Annotated in this window: 8 protein-coding genes and 1 pseudogene; 4 read left to right on the top strand and 5 right to left on the bottom strand. The window is 71.9% G+C overall.

Going from position 1 to position 14,923, the window contains the following annotated elements:
• A pseudogene (locus L0P92_RS33110) lies at nucleotides 1-214 on the bottom strand (2-oxoglutarate dehydrogenase, E2 component, dihydrolipoamide succinyltransferase); the annotation flags it as partial.
• 185 nt (nucleotides 215-399) lie between these two features.
• Between L0P92_RS33110 and L0P92_RS33105 the strand changes: the two are divergent.
• The 4 genes from L0P92_RS33105 (at nucleotide 400) to L0P92_RS33090 (ending at nucleotide 7,142) form a co-directional block, all read left to right on the top strand.
• The gene (locus tag L0P92_RS33105) at nucleotides 400-1,077 is read left to right on the top strand and encodes a spermidine synthase family protein (RefSeq protein ID WP_234766754.1); all 678 of its coding nucleotides are present in this window, start codon (nucleotides 400-402) and stop codon (nucleotides 1,075-1,077) included.
• Nucleotides 1,078-1,209: 132 nt separating this feature from the next.
• Entirely contained in the window at nucleotides 1,210-1,947 is a 738-nt protein-coding gene (locus L0P92_RS33100) for a response regulator transcription factor (RefSeq protein WP_234766753.1), read from the top strand.
• Nucleotides 1,944-3,047 (top strand): sensor histidine kinase, encoded by a 1,104-nt coding sequence (locus L0P92_RS33095; RefSeq protein WP_234766752.1) that lies wholly within the window; start codon nucleotides 1,944-1,946, stop codon nucleotides 3,045-3,047. The genes L0P92_RS33100 and L0P92_RS33095 overlap by 4 nt, the downstream gene beginning before the upstream one ends.
• A gap of 291 nt (nucleotides 3,048-3,338) precedes the next feature.
• Entirely contained in the window at nucleotides 3,339-7,142 is a 3,804-nt protein-coding gene (locus tag L0P92_RS33090) for a multifunctional oxoglutarate decarboxylase/oxoglutarate dehydrogenase thiamine pyrophosphate-binding subunit/dihydrolipoyllysine-residue succinyltransferase subunit (RefSeq protein ID WP_234766751.1), read from the top strand.
• A 181-nt stretch (nucleotides 7,143-7,323) separates the two neighbouring features.
• Here the strand turns inward: L0P92_RS33090 and fxsT are convergent, their stop codons facing one another.
• The 4 genes from fxsT to L0P92_RS33070 all read right to left on the bottom strand — a co-directional run.
• On the bottom strand, nucleotides 7,324-10,284 hold the full coding sequence (fxsT, locus tag L0P92_RS33085; protein ID WP_234766750.1) for an FxSxx-COOH system tetratricopeptide repeat protein: 2,961 nt from the start codon (nucleotides 10,282-10,284) through the stop codon (nucleotides 7,324-7,326).
• A gap of 101 nt (nucleotides 10,285-10,385) precedes the next feature.
• Nucleotides 10,386-11,585 (bottom strand): FxsB family cyclophane-forming radical SAM/SPASM peptide maturase, encoded by a 1,200-nt coding sequence (locus L0P92_RS33080; RefSeq protein WP_234766749.1) that lies wholly within the window; start codon nucleotides 11,583-11,585, stop codon nucleotides 10,386-10,388.
• Nucleotides 11,582-11,734 carry a hypothetical protein gene (locus tag L0P92_RS33075; protein ID WP_234766747.1) on the bottom strand — a complete coding sequence of 51 codons (153 nt, stop codon included), beginning with the start codon at nucleotides 11,732-11,734 and terminating at the stop codon, nucleotides 11,582-11,584. Before L0P92_RS33075 ends, L0P92_RS33080 begins: the two co-directional genes overlap by 4 nt.
• Nucleotides 11,731-14,923, bottom strand: a 3,193-nt coding sequence (locus tag L0P92_RS33070; protein WP_234766746.1) for an SAV_2336 N-terminal domain-related protein, incomplete at its 5' end; no start/stop codon positions are given. The genes L0P92_RS33070 and L0P92_RS33075, both read right to left, overlap by 4 nt.

The following is a 14,923-nucleotide window of genomic DNA, read 5'->3' as shown; positions in this document are numbered from 1 at the left end:
GGCGGAAGGGGCGGACGCGGAGCGCGGTCGCCCCGGCGGGGGCCGGTGTCGCGGGCCGCGGGGTCGGCGCGGGCGCCGGAACGGCACGCGCCGGCCCGCGCTGCCGCGGCATCCCGTCCAGCAGCCCCGCGACCTCGGGCTCCGGGACGTCTGATTCGGCGACCTCGGGCTCCGCAGCCGAGCCCGGCACGCCTCCGACCGCAGTCCGTTCCAAGGTGAGGCGCTCCTTCCGTTTCCCCCAGCCTCGGACCATTGATCATCCGTGTCTGTGATCTGCACCACACGGCAGCGGATTCTCAGCAACCTCTCAACAAGTTCTCGCGTCTCAACAGTTCACGCATTCGAAGGCAATCCCCTCGACCGCCCCGGCCACCCGCCCGGACCTGCCAGGATGGCGGGATGCCCACTTCGTACGACATCCCCGAAGTCCTGGACCGTCGCGAGGGCCCGCACGGCGAGATCGTGCTGCGGCGGCACGGCGACCTGCTCCAGATCATCGCCAACGGCTGCTTCCTGATGGACACCTCGGACGGACGTTCGGAGCGGCTGCTGGTCGACGCGGCGCTCGGCGCGCTGGACGGGCGGCCCGCCCCGGAAGTGCTGATCGGCGGGCTGGGCGTCGGCTTCTCGCTCGCACACGCCGCGGCCGATCCGCGCCCGGGACGGATCGCCGTCGTGGAGCGTGAGCGCGCGATTATCGACTGGCATCTCGACGGCCCGTTGTCCGACTTCTCCGCATCGGCCCTCGCCGACCCGCGCACCGAGATTCTGGAAACGGATCTCGTGGCCTACGTACATGAGACTTCCGCCACGTATGACGCCCTGTGTCTCGACATCGACAACGGTCCCGACTGGACTGTCACCGAGGGCAACGACAGCCTGTACTCACCGGCCGGACTGGCGGGCTGCGCAGGGGTGTTGAGGCCCGGCGGGGTACTTGCCGTATGGTCCGCCCAGCCGTCTCCGGAATTCGAAGAAACCTTGTGTAATGCCGGATTCCAACAGGTGCGTACCGAAGAGATCCCCGTTGCCCGGGGCGTTCCCGACGTCGTGCACCTCGCCGTACGGCCTGGATAGCCGTGGCACGGTGACTCCCCGTACTCTGCTCACCTGACGCGGATCATTCAAGCGTCAATCGCAAGCATGCGCAGGCATAGCCAGTAAGCGGGATCACCCCACGGATTCCGGAAAGCAACTTTGGGGCGGGCGATGGAGCAGACACACACCTCCCACAACGGCACGGCGGCGACCCCTGGCGCTCAGCGCAGGGTCCTCGTGGTCGAGGACGATCCGACCATCGTGGACGCCATCGCGGCCCGTCTGCGCGCCGAGGGCTTCCTCGTGCAGACCGCGGGCGACGGTCCGGCGGCGGTCGACACGGCTGAGGCCTGGCAGCCCGACCTGCTGATCCTCGACATCATGCTGCCGGGCTTCGACGGCCTGGAGGTCTGCCGCCGGGTGCAGGCGGCGCGGCCGGTGCCGGTACTGATGCTGACCGCGCGCGACGACGAGACCGACATGCTGGTCGGGCTCGGCGTGGGCGCCGACGACTACATGACCAAGCCGTTCTCCATGCGGGAGCTGGCGGCACGCGTGCATGTGCTGCTGCGCCGCGTCGAGCGGGCCGCGCTGGCCGCCACGACCCCCCGGTCGGGCATCCTGCGCCTCGGCGAGCTGGAGATCGACCACGCGCAGCGGCGGGTGCGGGTGCGCAGTGAGGACGTCCACCTCACGCCGACCGAGTTCGACCTGCTGGTGTGCCTGGCGAACACCCCGCGCGCGGTGCTCTCCCGTGAGCAGCTCCTCGCCGAGGTGTGGGACTGGGCGGACGCCTCCGGCACCCGCACGGTCGACAGCCACATCAAGGCGCTGCGCCGGAAGATCGGCGCCGAGCGGATCCGCACCGTGCACGGCGTGGGCTACGCCCTGGAGACCCCGACGCCATGAGCGACGGGCCGGCGCGGAGAGGCCCCGGGGAGCCCTGGGGCGGCGTAAGTCCGTTCTCGATCAAGACCAAGCTGGGCGCGCTGGTCATCATCGCGGTGCTGATCACCACCGGCCTGTCGATGATCGCCGTGCGCACCCAGACGGAGCTGCGCTTCATCACGGTCTTCTCGATGATCGCCACACTGCTCATTACGCAGTTCGTGGCGCATTCGCTCACCGCGCCGCTGGACGAGATGAACGCGGTGGCCCGGTCCATCTCGCACGGCGACTACACCCGCCGGGTGCGCGACAACCGCCGGGACGAGCTGGGCGACCTCGCCGGGACGATCAACCTGATGGCCGACGAGCTGGAGGCCCAGGACCAGCAGCGCAAGGAGCTGGTGGCGAACGTCTCGCACGAGCTGCGCACCCCGATCGCGGGCCTGCGGGCCGTCCTGGAGAACGTCGTCGACGGCATCGCCGAGGCCGACCCCGAGACCATGCGCACGGCCCTGAAGCAGACCGAGCGCCTCGGCCGGCTCGTGGAGACGCTCCTGGACCTGTCCCGGCTGGACAACGGCGTCGTACCGCTGCGGCTGCGCCGCTTCGAGGTGTGGCCGTACCTGTCCGGGGTGCTGAAGGAGGCCAACATGGTCTCCTCGGCGCGCGGCGGCATGGCCTCGGGCTCCGGCAGCCACACCCGCACCGACGTCCATCTGCATCTCGACGTCTCCCCGCCGGAGCTGACCGCGCACGCCGACCCCGAGCGCATCCACCAGGTCGTCGCCAACCTCATCGACAACGCGATCAAGCACAGCCCGCCGCACGGCCGCGTGACGGTCAAGGCGCGGCGCGGGGCCCATGCCGAGTCGCTGGTGCTGGAGGTCCTGGACGAGGGTCCGGGCATTCCGAGGTCGGACTGGCACCGGGTCTTCGAGCGGTTCAACCGGGGCGCCGTGAGCCGGCCGCACGGGCCGGGCAGCGACGGCGGCACCGGACTGGGGCTCGCCATCGCGCGCTGGGCCGTCGACCTGCACGGCGGCCGGATCGGGGTGGCCGAATCCGATCGGGGTTGCCGGATTCTTGTCACGCTTCCAGGGCAGCCATCCGTACCAAGTTGACGTAAAGTTCGAAGCGGAGCGTCAAGATCCACGTCTGTCCTGGCTGACGGACACGTGTGATCAGGTACAGACCTGCGCCTTCGGCGTGTCAGGTCGTGATCGCGCCTTCCCATCTGAGGTCATCCGAAGCGGAACCACGCTTGTTTCCCGCCATTTCCAGGCACGAAACACGCTTTCCGATGTGACTTACGCGACGATGACCTTGCTCAGCCTGACCTTCCCGGCCATGGGGGCGTAGCCTTGATTCCCGCTGTCCATCACCTTGTGAAGCGGAAGAGGGCGGTTGCCGCCGTGTCGCCACAGTCCCCCAGTAACGCATCGAGCATCTCGACCGACGCAGACCAAGCGGGCAAGAACCCCGCTGCCGCGTTCGGTCCGAACGAGTGGCTCGTCGACGAGATCTATCAGCAGTACCTCCAGGACCCCAATTCGGTAGACCGCGCCTGGTGGGACTTCTTCGCCGACTACAAGCCCGGGGCGGCCGCCGCCTCGGCTCCGGCGGGTACCGCGGCCGCGGGGGCCGCGGGCACCACCACGGCTCCGGCCGCACCGGCTGCTCCGGCCGCCCCGTCGGTCCCCGCGCCAGCCCCGGCGGCCCCGAAGCCCGCCGCCGCCGCGCCCGCGGCTCCCGCCGCTCCGGCCCCGGCCGCCGCGAAGCCCGCCGCGCCCGCGCCGGCCGCGAAGCCCGCTCAGCCGAAGAAGGCCGAGCCCGCCGCCGCGCCCGCCGAGGGCCCCGAGCTGGTGACGCTGCGCGGCCCCGCCGCCGCGGTCGCGAAGAACATGAACGCCTCGCTGGAGGTGCCCACGGCCACGTCCGTGCGCGCGGTCCCGGTGAAGCTGCTCTTCGACAACCGCATCGTCATCAACAACCACCTCAAGCGTGCCCGGGGCGGGAAGATCTCCTTCACGCACCTGATCGGCTACGCGATGGTGCAGGCCATCAAGGCCATGCCGTCGATGAACTACTCCTTCGCGGAGAAGGACGGCAAGCCGACCCTGGTCAAGCCGGAGCACATCAACTTCGGCCTCGCCATCGACCTGGTCAAGCCCAACGGCGACCGCCAGTTGGTCGTCGCGGGCATCAAGAAGGCCGAGACGCTCAACTTCTTCGAGTACTGGCAGGCCTACGAGGACATCGTCCGCCGCGCCCGTGACGGCAAGCTGGGCATGGACGACTTCACCGGCGTGACGGTCTCCCTGACCAACCCCGGCGGCCTCGGCACCGTCCACTCCGTGCCGCGTCTGATGCCCGGCCAGTCGGTCATCATGGGCGTCGGCTCCATGGACTACCCGGCGGAGTTCCAGGGCACCTCCCAGGACACCCTGAACAAGCTCGGCATCTCCAAGGTCATGACGCTCACGTCGACCTACGACCACCGGGTCATCCAGGGCGCCGCCTCCGGCGAGTTCCTGCGGATCGTCGCGAACCTCCTCCTCGGCGAGAACAACTTCTACGACGAGATCTTCGAGGCGCTGCGCATCCCCTACGAGCCGGTCCGCTGGCTCAAGGACATCGACGCCTCCCACGACGACGACGTCACCAAGGCCGCCCGCGTCTTCGAACTGATCCACTCCTACCGGGTCCGCGGCCACGTCATGGCCGACACCGACCCGCTGGAGTACCAGCAGCGCAAGCACCCCGACCTGGACATCACCGAGCACGGCCTCACCCTGTGGGACCTGGAGCGCGAGTTCGCCGTCGGCGGCTTCGCCGGCAAGTCCCTGATGAAGCTGCGCGACATCCTCGGCGTGCTGCGCGACTCGTACTGCCGCACCACCGGCGTCGAGTTCATGCACATCCAGGACCCCAAGCAGCGCCGGTGGATCCAGGACCGCATCGAGCGCGCGCACACCAAGCCCGAGCGCGAGGAGCAGCTGCGCATCCTGCGCCGGCTGAACGCGGCGGAGGCCTTCGAGACCTTCCTGCAGACGAAGTACGTCGGCCAGAAGCGCTTCTCCCTGGAGGGCGGCGAGTCCGTCATCCCGCTGCTGGACGCGGTCATCGACAGTGCGGCGGAGTCCCGTCTGGACGAGGTCGTCATCGGCATGGCCCACCGCGGCCGGCTGAACGTCCTCGCCAACATCGTCGGCAAGTCGTACGCCCAGATCTTCCGCGAGTTCGAGGGCAACCTCGACCCGAAGTCGATGCACGGCTCCGGTGACGTGAAGTACCACCTGGGCGCCGAGGGCACCTTCACCGGTCTCGACGGCGAGCAGATCAAGGTCTCCCTGGTCGCGAACCCCTCGCACCTGGAGGCGGTCGACCCGGTCCTGGAGGGCGTCGCCCGCGCCAAGCAGGACATCATCAACAAGGGCGGCACGGACTTCACCGTCCTGCCGGTGGCGATCCACGGCGACGCGGCCTTCGCGGGCCAGGGCGTGGTGGCCGAGACCCTGAACATGTCGCAGCTGCGCGGCTACCGCACCGGCGGCACGGTCCACATCGTCATCAACAACCAGGTCGGCTTCACGGCGGCTCCCGAGTCGTCGCGCTCCTCGATGTACGCCACCGACGTGGCCCGCATGATCGAGGCGCCGATCTTCCACGTGAACGGCGACGACCCCGAGGCGGTCGTCCGCGTTGCCCGTCTGGCCTTCGAGTTCCGCCAGGCGTTCAACAAGGACGTCGTGATCGACCTCATCTGCTACCGCCGCCGCGGTCACAACGAGTCGGACAACCCGGCCTTCACCCAGCCGCTGATGTACGACCTGATCGACAAGAAGCGCTCGGTGCGCAAGCTGTACACCGAGTCCCTCATCGGTCGTGGCGACATCACCCTGGAAGAGGCCGAGCAGGCGCTGCAGGACTACCAGGGCCAGCTGGAGAAGGTCTTCACGGAGGTCCGCGAGGCCACCTCGCAGCCGGCCGCCGCGGAGCCCTCGGACCCGCAGGCCGAGTTCCCGGTCGCCGTGAACACCGCGGTGACCTCGGAGGTCGTCAAGCGGATCGCCGAGTCCCAGGTCAACATCCCCGACCACGTCACCGTCCACCCGCGGCTGCTGCCCCAGCTGCAGCGCCGGGCGTCGATGGTCGAGGACGGCACCATCGACTGGGGCATGGGCGAGACCCTCGCGGTCGGCTCCCTGCTGCTGGAGAACGTCCCGGTCCGCCTGGCCGGCCAGGACTCGCAGCGCGGCACCTTCGGCCAGCGCCACGCGGTGATCATCGACAACCGGACGGGCGAGGAGTACACGCCGCTGCAGTACCTCTCCGAGGACCAGTCGCGGCTGAACGTGTACAACTCCCTCCTGTCCGAGTACGCGGCGATGGGCTTCGAGTACGGCTACTCGCTGGCCCGCCCGGACGCGCTCGTGATGTGGGAGGCGCAGTTCGGCGACTTCGTCAACGGCGCCCAGACGGTCGTGGACGAGTTCATCTCCTCGGCCGAGCAGAAGTGGGCCCAGACGTCCGGCGTCGTCCTGCTGCTGCCGCACGGCTACGAGGGCCAGGGCCCGGACCACTCCTCGGCCCGCCCGGAGCGGTTCCTGCAGCTGTGCGCGCAGAACAACATGACGGTCGCGATGCCGACCTCGCCGGCGAACTACTTCCACCTCCTGCGGTGGCAGGTGCACAACCCGCACCACAAGCCGCTGGTCGTCTTCACGCCGAAGTCGATGCTGCGTCTGAAGGCCGCCGCGTCGAAGGCGGAGGAGTTCACGACCGGGCAGTTCCAGCCGGTCATCGGCGACGCCTCGGTCGACCCGGCCGCGGTCAAGAAGGTCGTCTTCTGCGCCGGCAAGGTCTACTACGACCTTGAGGCCGAGCGGAAGAAGCGCGGCGTCACGGACACGGCGATCATCCGCATCGAGCGCCTGTACCCGCTGCCGGGTGCCGAGCTCCAGGCCGAGATCGCCAAGTACCCGAACGCCGAGAAGTACCTGTGGGCGCAGGAGGAGCCGGCGAACCAGGGTGCCTGGCCGTTCATCGCGCTCAACCTGATCGACCACCTGGACCTGGCGGTCGGCGCCGAGGTTCCGCACGGCGAGCGGCTGCGGCGGATCTCGCGTCCGCACGGGTCGTCTCCGGCGGTCGGTTCCGCGAAGCGGCACCAGGCTGAGCAGGAGCAGTTGGTGCGTGAGGTGTTCGAGGCGTAGGCCTCCGGCGGTTAGCCGAATCTCAGGGCCCGGTGCCGAGTTGTTGCTCGGTGTCGGGCCCTTTCGCCTGCCCAGAGGGGTGGTGGAGACCGTACGCGGCTGCGGGTCCGTTGTGGCTTGTCGCGCAGTTCCCCGCGCCCCTAGGGGAATCCGGGTGCCGTTGGCTGATCAGGGCCCCCGGTCAGATCGGTTGGGGCTCGAAGTCCCAGTACGGGCGTTGGCGTTCGAGGATGTGGCGGGTTTGGGGGTGGTCGGCGCCCAGGCGGGAGGTCAGGCGGGTCACCGTGTCCTGGTGGAGGGCCTCGGACTCCTCGCGTTCGCCCAGTTCGGCCAGGTCTAGGGCGAGTCCGGCTCGTAGGCTGATGGTGAGGACGTGGGCGTCGCCCAGGACGCGGGCGGAGCGGGTGGCGGTCTCGCGGCCCAGGGCCGCCGCCGCGTCGATGTCTCCTACGCCGGCCAGCGCGGCGACCTCGTTCTTGGCGCAGCCGATGGCCCACGGGTGGTCCCGGCCCACCGCGCGGCGCATCTGGGCCGCGGTCTGGCGGGACAGGGCCAGCGCGGCGCGGTACTCGCCCATGTCCCGCATGACGGTGGCGACGTTGTCCCGGGCGCCGATCGCGTACGGGTGGCGTTCGCCGAGCTGGGCGGCGTACTGGGTGGCGGTGGCCTCGGCCAGGCCCCTGGCGTCCTCGGTGAGGTCGAGGTCGCGCAGCAGCATCGCGTAGTCGCAGGACGCCATCAGCGTCTCGGGGTGCAGCGGGCCACGGCGGCGGATCAGTTTCTCGCGGACGCCGCGCAGCATGGCGTGCGCGAACTGGAGGTCTCCGACGCGGCGGGCGCACAGCGCGAGGTTGTGCTCGGCGAGCAGGGTCTGGCTGTGGGTGCGGTCCAGGACCTGGCTGTGGACCCGGGAGTTGTGGCCCTGGATGGTCAGCGCCTCGCGGTAGCTGCCGAGCAGGCGCAGCATCCAGGCGGTGCGCAGCGAGGAGTTGAGGGTGAGGGCGTCGCGTTCGCCGAGCAGGTCCAGGCGGGCCTCGTAGATCCTGCGGTGCAGGGCGAGGGACTCGGTGTAGTGGCCCTGGAGGCCGAGGGCGACGGCAAGGTTGCTGCGGATGGCGAGGGTGCGCGGCACCTGTTCGCCGCCGAGTTCGGCGGCGGCGCTCGCGGCGGCCTCGTCGAACAGGGCGCGGGCCTCGGGGTAGCGGCCGAGCGCCATGAGGGTGCCGCCGAGGCCGTCCTTGGCGCGGATCACCTCGATCGGCCGGACGTCGTCGGCGCGTTCGAGCCGGCCGAGGATGTCGCGGCCGACGCTCTCCGCCTCCGCGTACTTGCCCAGCCGGCGCAGCATGTTGGCGAGCTGGTGGACGGCGATGAGGACCGAGCGGTCGGTGTCGCCGGAGGTGCCCCGCCAGTGCTCCACGGCCTGCCGGCTGAGCCACCAGCCGTCGTGGTACTCGCCGCGCATCCGCAGGTACTCGATGCAGTTGAGGACCAGTTCGCGGGCGTCGTCGTCGGCCGACTCCAGCGCCCCGGAGGGTTCCAGGTGCGGGATGAGGGCGGCGTAGCGGGCCCAGTTGCCGGCCGAGGAGGAGTCGCGGGGGTCGGCGGAGACGAGGACCCTGCGGGCGGCGGCCGAGTAGCGCTTGGCGTCGGCGGGCGACTGGATGGACCGTACGAAGCGGTGGAAGAGGCGGTGCATGCGCAGGGTGCCGACGGTCTGGGTGTCCATGCGCGGCCCGGCCTCGTACTCGATCCGCATGGAGGTGATCTCGGAGAGCCGGCGCAGCGCGGTGTTCCAGCTGCTGGGCTCGGCGATCAGCTCGTCCAGTTCGGCGGGCAGGTCGCCGTGCCGGGCGGTCTGCAGCAGCCGTACCGGCACCACGTCGTGGGAGAAGCAGACCAGCAGGTTGAGCAGTTGCCAGGCGGATTCCGAGCCGTCGCGCAGGGTGTTGACGAGTTTCGCCCAGGCGACCTCGAAGCTCTCCGGGTACTGGCCGGAGGCCATGACGCCGAAGCGGTGCGGGCGGCCGTCGCGGATGTCCCGGATGTAGTCGTCGACCGGCACGGTGGGGTTGATGTCCAGCCACGCGGAGGTCTGGTCGAGCAGCAGCGGCATGTCCTCCACGGCCTCGGCGAGCCGCTCGGCCTGGCTGTCGCTGAGGCGGTCGGTGCGGCGTCCGGCGAAGGCGACGCTCTCGCGGCGTTCGAAGACGGGTACGGCGATGTTCTCGGCGTGGGCGCCCCACTCGCTGCTGTGGGTGGTGACGAGGATGTGGCCGCGGCCTTCGGGCACCAGGTCGATCAGCCGCTCCGGGTCGCCGGCGCCGTCCAGGACGAGCAGCCAGGGCCGGGCGGTGCGGTCGAGTTCCCGGCGGACGGCGGTGATGGTGGTGGCGAGGTCGCCGGAGTCGCGCAGGTCGAGGGCGGCGGCGAGGTCGGCGAACTGCTGGCGGGCGGTGACGCGTTGAGCGGCGTTGATCCACCAGACGATGTCGTACTCGCCGGCGAACCGGTGGACGTACTCCAGGGCCAGCTGGGTCTTGCCGATGCCGCCGGGGCCGAGGAGTGCCACGGCGGCGCCCGTGGGTCCGGCGGCGGAGAGGGCGCCGTAGACCTTCTCCAGCAGTTCGGTGCGGCCGACGAAGCGGAGGTTGCGGCGCGGGACCTGCCAGACGTCCGGCGGGTCGTCGGGGAAGCGGGGGCCGCGGCGCAGGTCGATCAGGACGCCCGGGGCGGGTATGCCGGCGCACTCCAGGACCCGGCCGCGCGCCACTTCGGGGCGCAGTCCGCGCAGTTCGACGGGGGCGAGGGCGATGACGGCCTCGGGCATGGGCCGGGCGGTGATGCTGACGGCGGCGATCCGGTCCTGGTACGCCGGCAGGACCTGGCGCAGTGCCTCGGCCCAGGCCTCGAACCGCTCGTTGCCCAGTCGTTCGTGCCAGTCGTCGATGACGAGCAGGACGCGGCCCGGCGCGCTGAGCAGGCTGGTGAAGGCCTCGGCGGTGGGCGGTCGGCGCAGCGGGTTCCACCTGATCAGCGTGGTGCCCCGTCCCGCGGCCCGGATCTGGTGGTCGATCCACTTGGCCCAGGACTCGCTCTGCCCGGCGAAGACCACCGTGACGTGTCCGAGTTCCGCCGCCATCTCGCCGTTTCCCCTCGACTGAACCTGGTCACGTGTGTGCACAGGTCATCCAATTGTGCGTCAAATTGGTTCCAGAGGTAATGAGTTGAGCATGGTTCCAGTCACCGGGCTGCGCGTGACGTCCGCTCAAGCCGGTGCGCGATGTGCCGGACGAGCCGCTCCAGGTCGGCGCAGTAGACGCTGGGGTGCCGGAACCCGGTCCCGGGAGCGTACCGGTGCACGTAGTTCCCGCCCCCGCACACCTTCCCCACGGGACAGCCCAGACACTCCTCGGCCAGCGCCCGCTCCCCCAGCTGCCGTGCGGCGACGCCGGGATGGCGCAGGGCCCGGTCGAAGGGGTGCCGGAAGACGTCGAGCCCGGTCTCGGAGGCTCCCTCGTACGCCGACCTGAGTGAGTCCACCTGCTCGATGGCGCCGTCCGTCTCCACCACGACGGCCGCCATCGGCGACAGTCCCACTGCCTCGGCGCGGCTGGGGGCGCCGAGCAGCAGCCCGGCGATCTCCTGGAACAGCCGGATGCGGGTGCTGAGCCGCCCCTCGTCCCACCAGGCGTCGAAGACGGCGGCGAGCCAGTCGCCGTACGGCGTGGGGGCGGGACGGTGCCTGCCCGGGGGCTGGCGTCGGATGCCCGGGGGCGGCCGGTCCCAGTTGGCGTGCGGGAGGAGGAAGTCGACGCCGGGCGGGCGCAGGGCGAGCAGCGAGCGGTAGACGTCCAGGGGGTCGGCGGCCAGGTCGATCGTGCAGAGGATTCCGGCGTACGACCGCGGATGTGCCGCGAGCCGCTGGGCCGCCGCGCGCGCGGCGGGCCAGGCGGGGCGTCCGGCGTGGTCGACCCGGCGGGCGTTGTGCGCGGCCCTTCCGCCGTCGAGGCTGAGGCCGACCCGGACGCCGGCGGCGGCGAGGCGGTCGAGGGCGGCCGCCGTCAGACGGGTGCCGTTGGTCTGGACGGTGGCGGTGACCTCGCAGTCGACGGCCTCGCGTACCGCGGCGGCGTAGGCGAGGACGGGGTCGGGGCCGGTGAGGAGGGGTTCGCCGCCGTGGAGTTCGATACGGACGGCGTCCAGGCCGTGGGTGCGGACGTGCTCGGCGATCCGGTCCGCGGTGCGGCGCATGGTGCGCTCGGAGGTACGGGCCGGGCGCTCGCGCCAGCCGTGGTCGGGGCCCTGGTAGAGGTAGCAGTAGGTGCAGTCGAGGTTGCACCGGCCGTGCACCTTCAGCACGAACTGCCGGAAGGGGACGGGCCGGTGGGCCGTGGTGTCGAGCAGGGCGTACGGCCAGGGCGGGTGCGGGTGGATCGTCATGGCGCGTCTTCATAGTGGGCGACGACGACGGGGTCCCTCTCCCGGTCGCGCAGCTCGGTGAGGATCGCCGCCAGTACCGGGTGGTCGGTCTGGTCGGGGGGCGCGATCTCCGGGAGGGGTATGTGGGCGTCCTCGGCGGGGAAGGTCACTCGGCGGCCGTTTCGGGGGACAGTCGGGAGATGAGCACGCGCAGGAGACGCACGCGGTCGCGGTCGTCCGTCAGGCCGAGGGCGCGGTCGTAGTCGGTGCGGGCCTCGTAGGCCCTGCCCATCGCTTTGCGCGCCCGGCCCCGTTCGGTGAGGGCCGCGGCCGCCAGCTCCGCCTCGCCCGCCTCCTCGGCGATCTCGACGGCCTGGCTGAAGAAATCGACCGCCTTGTGCAGGTCGGCGACGGCCGCCGTGCGCTCGTACAGCAGCCGGGCCACGTTGCCGCGGCTGATCCGGCACTGGGCGAGCAGCCACGGGTTCTCGGAACCGCGGGCGGCCTCCGCGAACAGCCAGTCCGCCTCGTACAGGTCGGTCAGCACGCCGGCCAGGAGGTAACGCCGGTAGTAGGAGCGTCCCAGGCTGCGGCGCAGCCACGGAAGCTGGGGGTCGTCCGGTGGGCACTCGTCGACCGCCTGGCGCAGATGGTCGACGCTTCTGGCGATGTCGTCGGGCTCTGCCCGCAGGCCGAACCGGACATACAGTGCCCGGCCGAGGTCGGCCAGCGTCCGCGGCCGCCGCCGGTCGTCCTCACCGAGCAGTCGCACGGCCTGCTCCCATGCCTCGACGGCACGGTTCAGCTCGGTCAGTCCTCCGGTCTGGTCGTGGCGGTCACGGTATATCCGCCCGGCCCGCACCAGGCACTCGAACCCGAGCTCCGGGTCGTCGCCCGCGGCTCGCTCGGCCTGCTGCACGGCGTACAGCAGCAGGCTCTCCTCGCGCTCGGTCGGCGGGATCTCGACAGCGGCGGCCACGTCCAGCCAGATCCGGCAGCGGTCGGCGGCCGGCAGGGCGGTCTCGTCGCGGACGGCCTCCATGAGGTCCTCGGCGGCACTCGCGGCGGCGTCGGCGGCGACCACGTCGTGTCCGTCGTATCCCTGGTGCTCCCGGGCCAGGTCGAGCCACAGCCGACCCCGGGCGACGAGAGCGCGCACCGAGCCGGACAGCTGGAACCACGCGCTCGCCGCGTCGACGGCCCGGTGCAGGTGCAGCACACGCCAGTCCTGGACACCGACGACAGCCTCGGCCTCCCCGGGCACTCTCCGACCTGTCTCCACCGCGGTCTGGAACAAATCCCGGTGCTGGGTGCCGCCGACGGCCTCGGCCTCGCCCCGGGCTCTCGGCCCCGCTTCGGCAACGGCCCGCCGCACACTCGTCAGGGCCTCCGCCGCGGCGCTCCGGGGTCCCCGCGCCGCCGCCCCGGCGTCCTCGTCGGCCAGGACCGCGCCGAGGTCGAGGTCGGCCAGATACAGCAGGACGTCGCGGGCCCGCTCCGCCGCCGGCCCCGGCTCGCCCCGGGCCCAGTCCCGCAGGCTCGCCGGGATCCCGTCGAACTCGACCCCGCTGCCCCGCACCTCCTGCGCCTGGGCCCAGTACACCAATCCGAGGACGAGCCGTCCGCGCGGCGTGACGGACTGTCCGTCGAGCGCCTCCCACGCCTCCCGCAGGTCCTCGCCCACGCGGCGCACCCGCCACCGGGCGAGCAGCGCCTGGGCCAGCTCCTCGCGTGCGGTGACCCGCTCGCCGCCGGCGCCGCCCGCGACGGCGACCGCCCGCCGGGTGTACTCCACCGCCGCGTCGAGTTCCCGGGTGAGCCCCTCGCCGTTGAACCGCGCAAGGGCCTGCCGGCCCAGGTCGAGCAGTTCCGTCGCGCTCTGCCCGGCCACCGTGGCGCCCGCCACCGCGGGCAGCCGCGCCCCCAGATCCCTGAGCACCTCGGCCGACACCTCGGCGAACGCCCGCAGCCCGGCCGGTTCCCGCTCGCCCGACTCGATGAGCCGTTCCGGAGCCGCGTCCGGCGGCACCGCGCCGCGCAGGAACGCTCCCGCGAGCGCCGGGAAGTTCCGCGCGCTGCGCCCGAACTTCCGCTCCACGTACTCGGAGCAGTGCTTGAACAGCAGCTCCACCTCGTCGACCGAGAGCCGGGAGCGCAGTTCGGTCGCCACCCCCGGCAGGAAGTCGTACCGGACGGCCCGGGGGTCGTCCGCGTCCTCCCGCCGCCGGAGCAGCCCGCTCAGCAGCACCTCGGACAGCACGTCCGGTCCGCTGCCGGCCAGCATGGCGTGCTGGACGAGCTGCATCACCGGCAGGTACAGCGGCACCGCGGACAGGTACACCGCGAGGCGGCGCGCCTCGGACGACGCCGGACGCCAGAAGGCGCGGACGCGGTCCGCACCGCTGCGTTCCTGCGCGGCGCGCACCGGCGCCGCGGACGCCGGATGGTCGGCCCGCACCCAGCCGGCCGCGGCCGACAGCGACTGTCCCGTCGCACCGGACACCAGCCGCGCCCAGCCCTCCACCGACTCCCGCCGCAGCGCGAGCACGGGAACGGGCAGCGCGCCGAAGACCACCGGCTCCTTGTCGGGCCGGAACAGCAGCGACCCGGCGGGGCCTTCGCGCCGGTGCAACACCCCGCGCCGGGCGGGCAGATGGGTGCGCAGCCACATCCGCTGCGGCAGCGGCTGTACGACGGCGACGGGCGCGGTGCTGGCCCAGCGGTGCAGCAGCCGCTGCACCTGTCCGCTGCGCCACATGGGCCCGGCGCAGTCGCTGAGCAGCAGGGTGACCCGGCGCCCGGTGGGGTCGCTGAGCTGCTCCGGCGCGTGCAGGGCGGCTCCGGGCTCGGGAGTGGCCGCGCAGCCGGGCAGTCCGCCGGGCGCCTCGTGCAGATAGCGCACCTGCACCTCGCGGAAGGCGCCGGCGCGGGCGCAGACCTGGCGCAGTTCGTCGAGGGCCTGCTGCCATACGACCGTGGAGGTGGAGACGTCCATCAGGAGCAGCAGCCGGGCCTCGCGGCGTCGGTCGGTGCGCAGGACGGGCAGGACGAGGCCGGACTCGGCGGCGCGCTCGGCGGTGGCGTGCTCGTCGAGGGTGCGCGGGACGGGGCGGACGGGTGCGCGGTAGCGCTGCAGCGGCCGTAACCCTCGTTGCAGGGCGAGCGGTTCGGGCAGGGCGGGTGCGGCGGGGACGCGGACCGGGGTCATCCGGACGTCGGTGCCGTCGCCGCCCGGGCCGGGCGCGAACAGACGGGCGCCGTCGGGCTGCCGCTCCTCGTCGTCCTCACCGGGCGTGCCGAGGGGCCCGGGCGGGGGCGGAGGGGGGTTGCCGGGGCCGAGGGCCGGGTCCGGGCCGGGC

Source organism: Streptomyces muensis (assembly GCF_021474425.1).
GTDB lineage: Bacteria > Actinomycetota > Actinomycetes > Streptomycetales > Streptomycetaceae > Streptomyces > Streptomyces muensis.
Note: the sequence above shows the minus strand (reverse complement) of the source record. Positions and strands in the feature narration are given on the sequence as shown.

Excerpts from the sequence above, each read along its gene's own strand:
- L0P92_RS33105 (WP_234766754.1), top strand. The coding sequence starts at position 400 with ATGCCCACTTCGTACGACATCCCCGAAGTCCTGGACCGTCGCGAGGGC.
- L0P92_RS33095 (WP_234766752.1), top strand. The coding sequence starts at position 1,944 with ATGAGCGACGGGCCGGCGCGGAGAGGCCCCGGGGAGCCCTGGGGCGGC.
- L0P92_RS33080 (WP_234766749.1), bottom strand. The coding sequence starts at position 11,585 with ATGACGATCCACCCGCACCCGCCCTGGCCGTACGCCCTGCTCGACACC.
- fxsT (WP_234766750.1), bottom strand. The coding sequence starts at position 10,284 with ATGGCGGCGGAACTCGGACACGTCACGGTGGTCTTCGCCGGGCAGAGC.
- L0P92_RS33100 (WP_234766753.1), top strand. The coding sequence starts at position 1,210 with ATGGAGCAGACACACACCTCCCACAACGGCACGGCGGCGACCCCTGGC.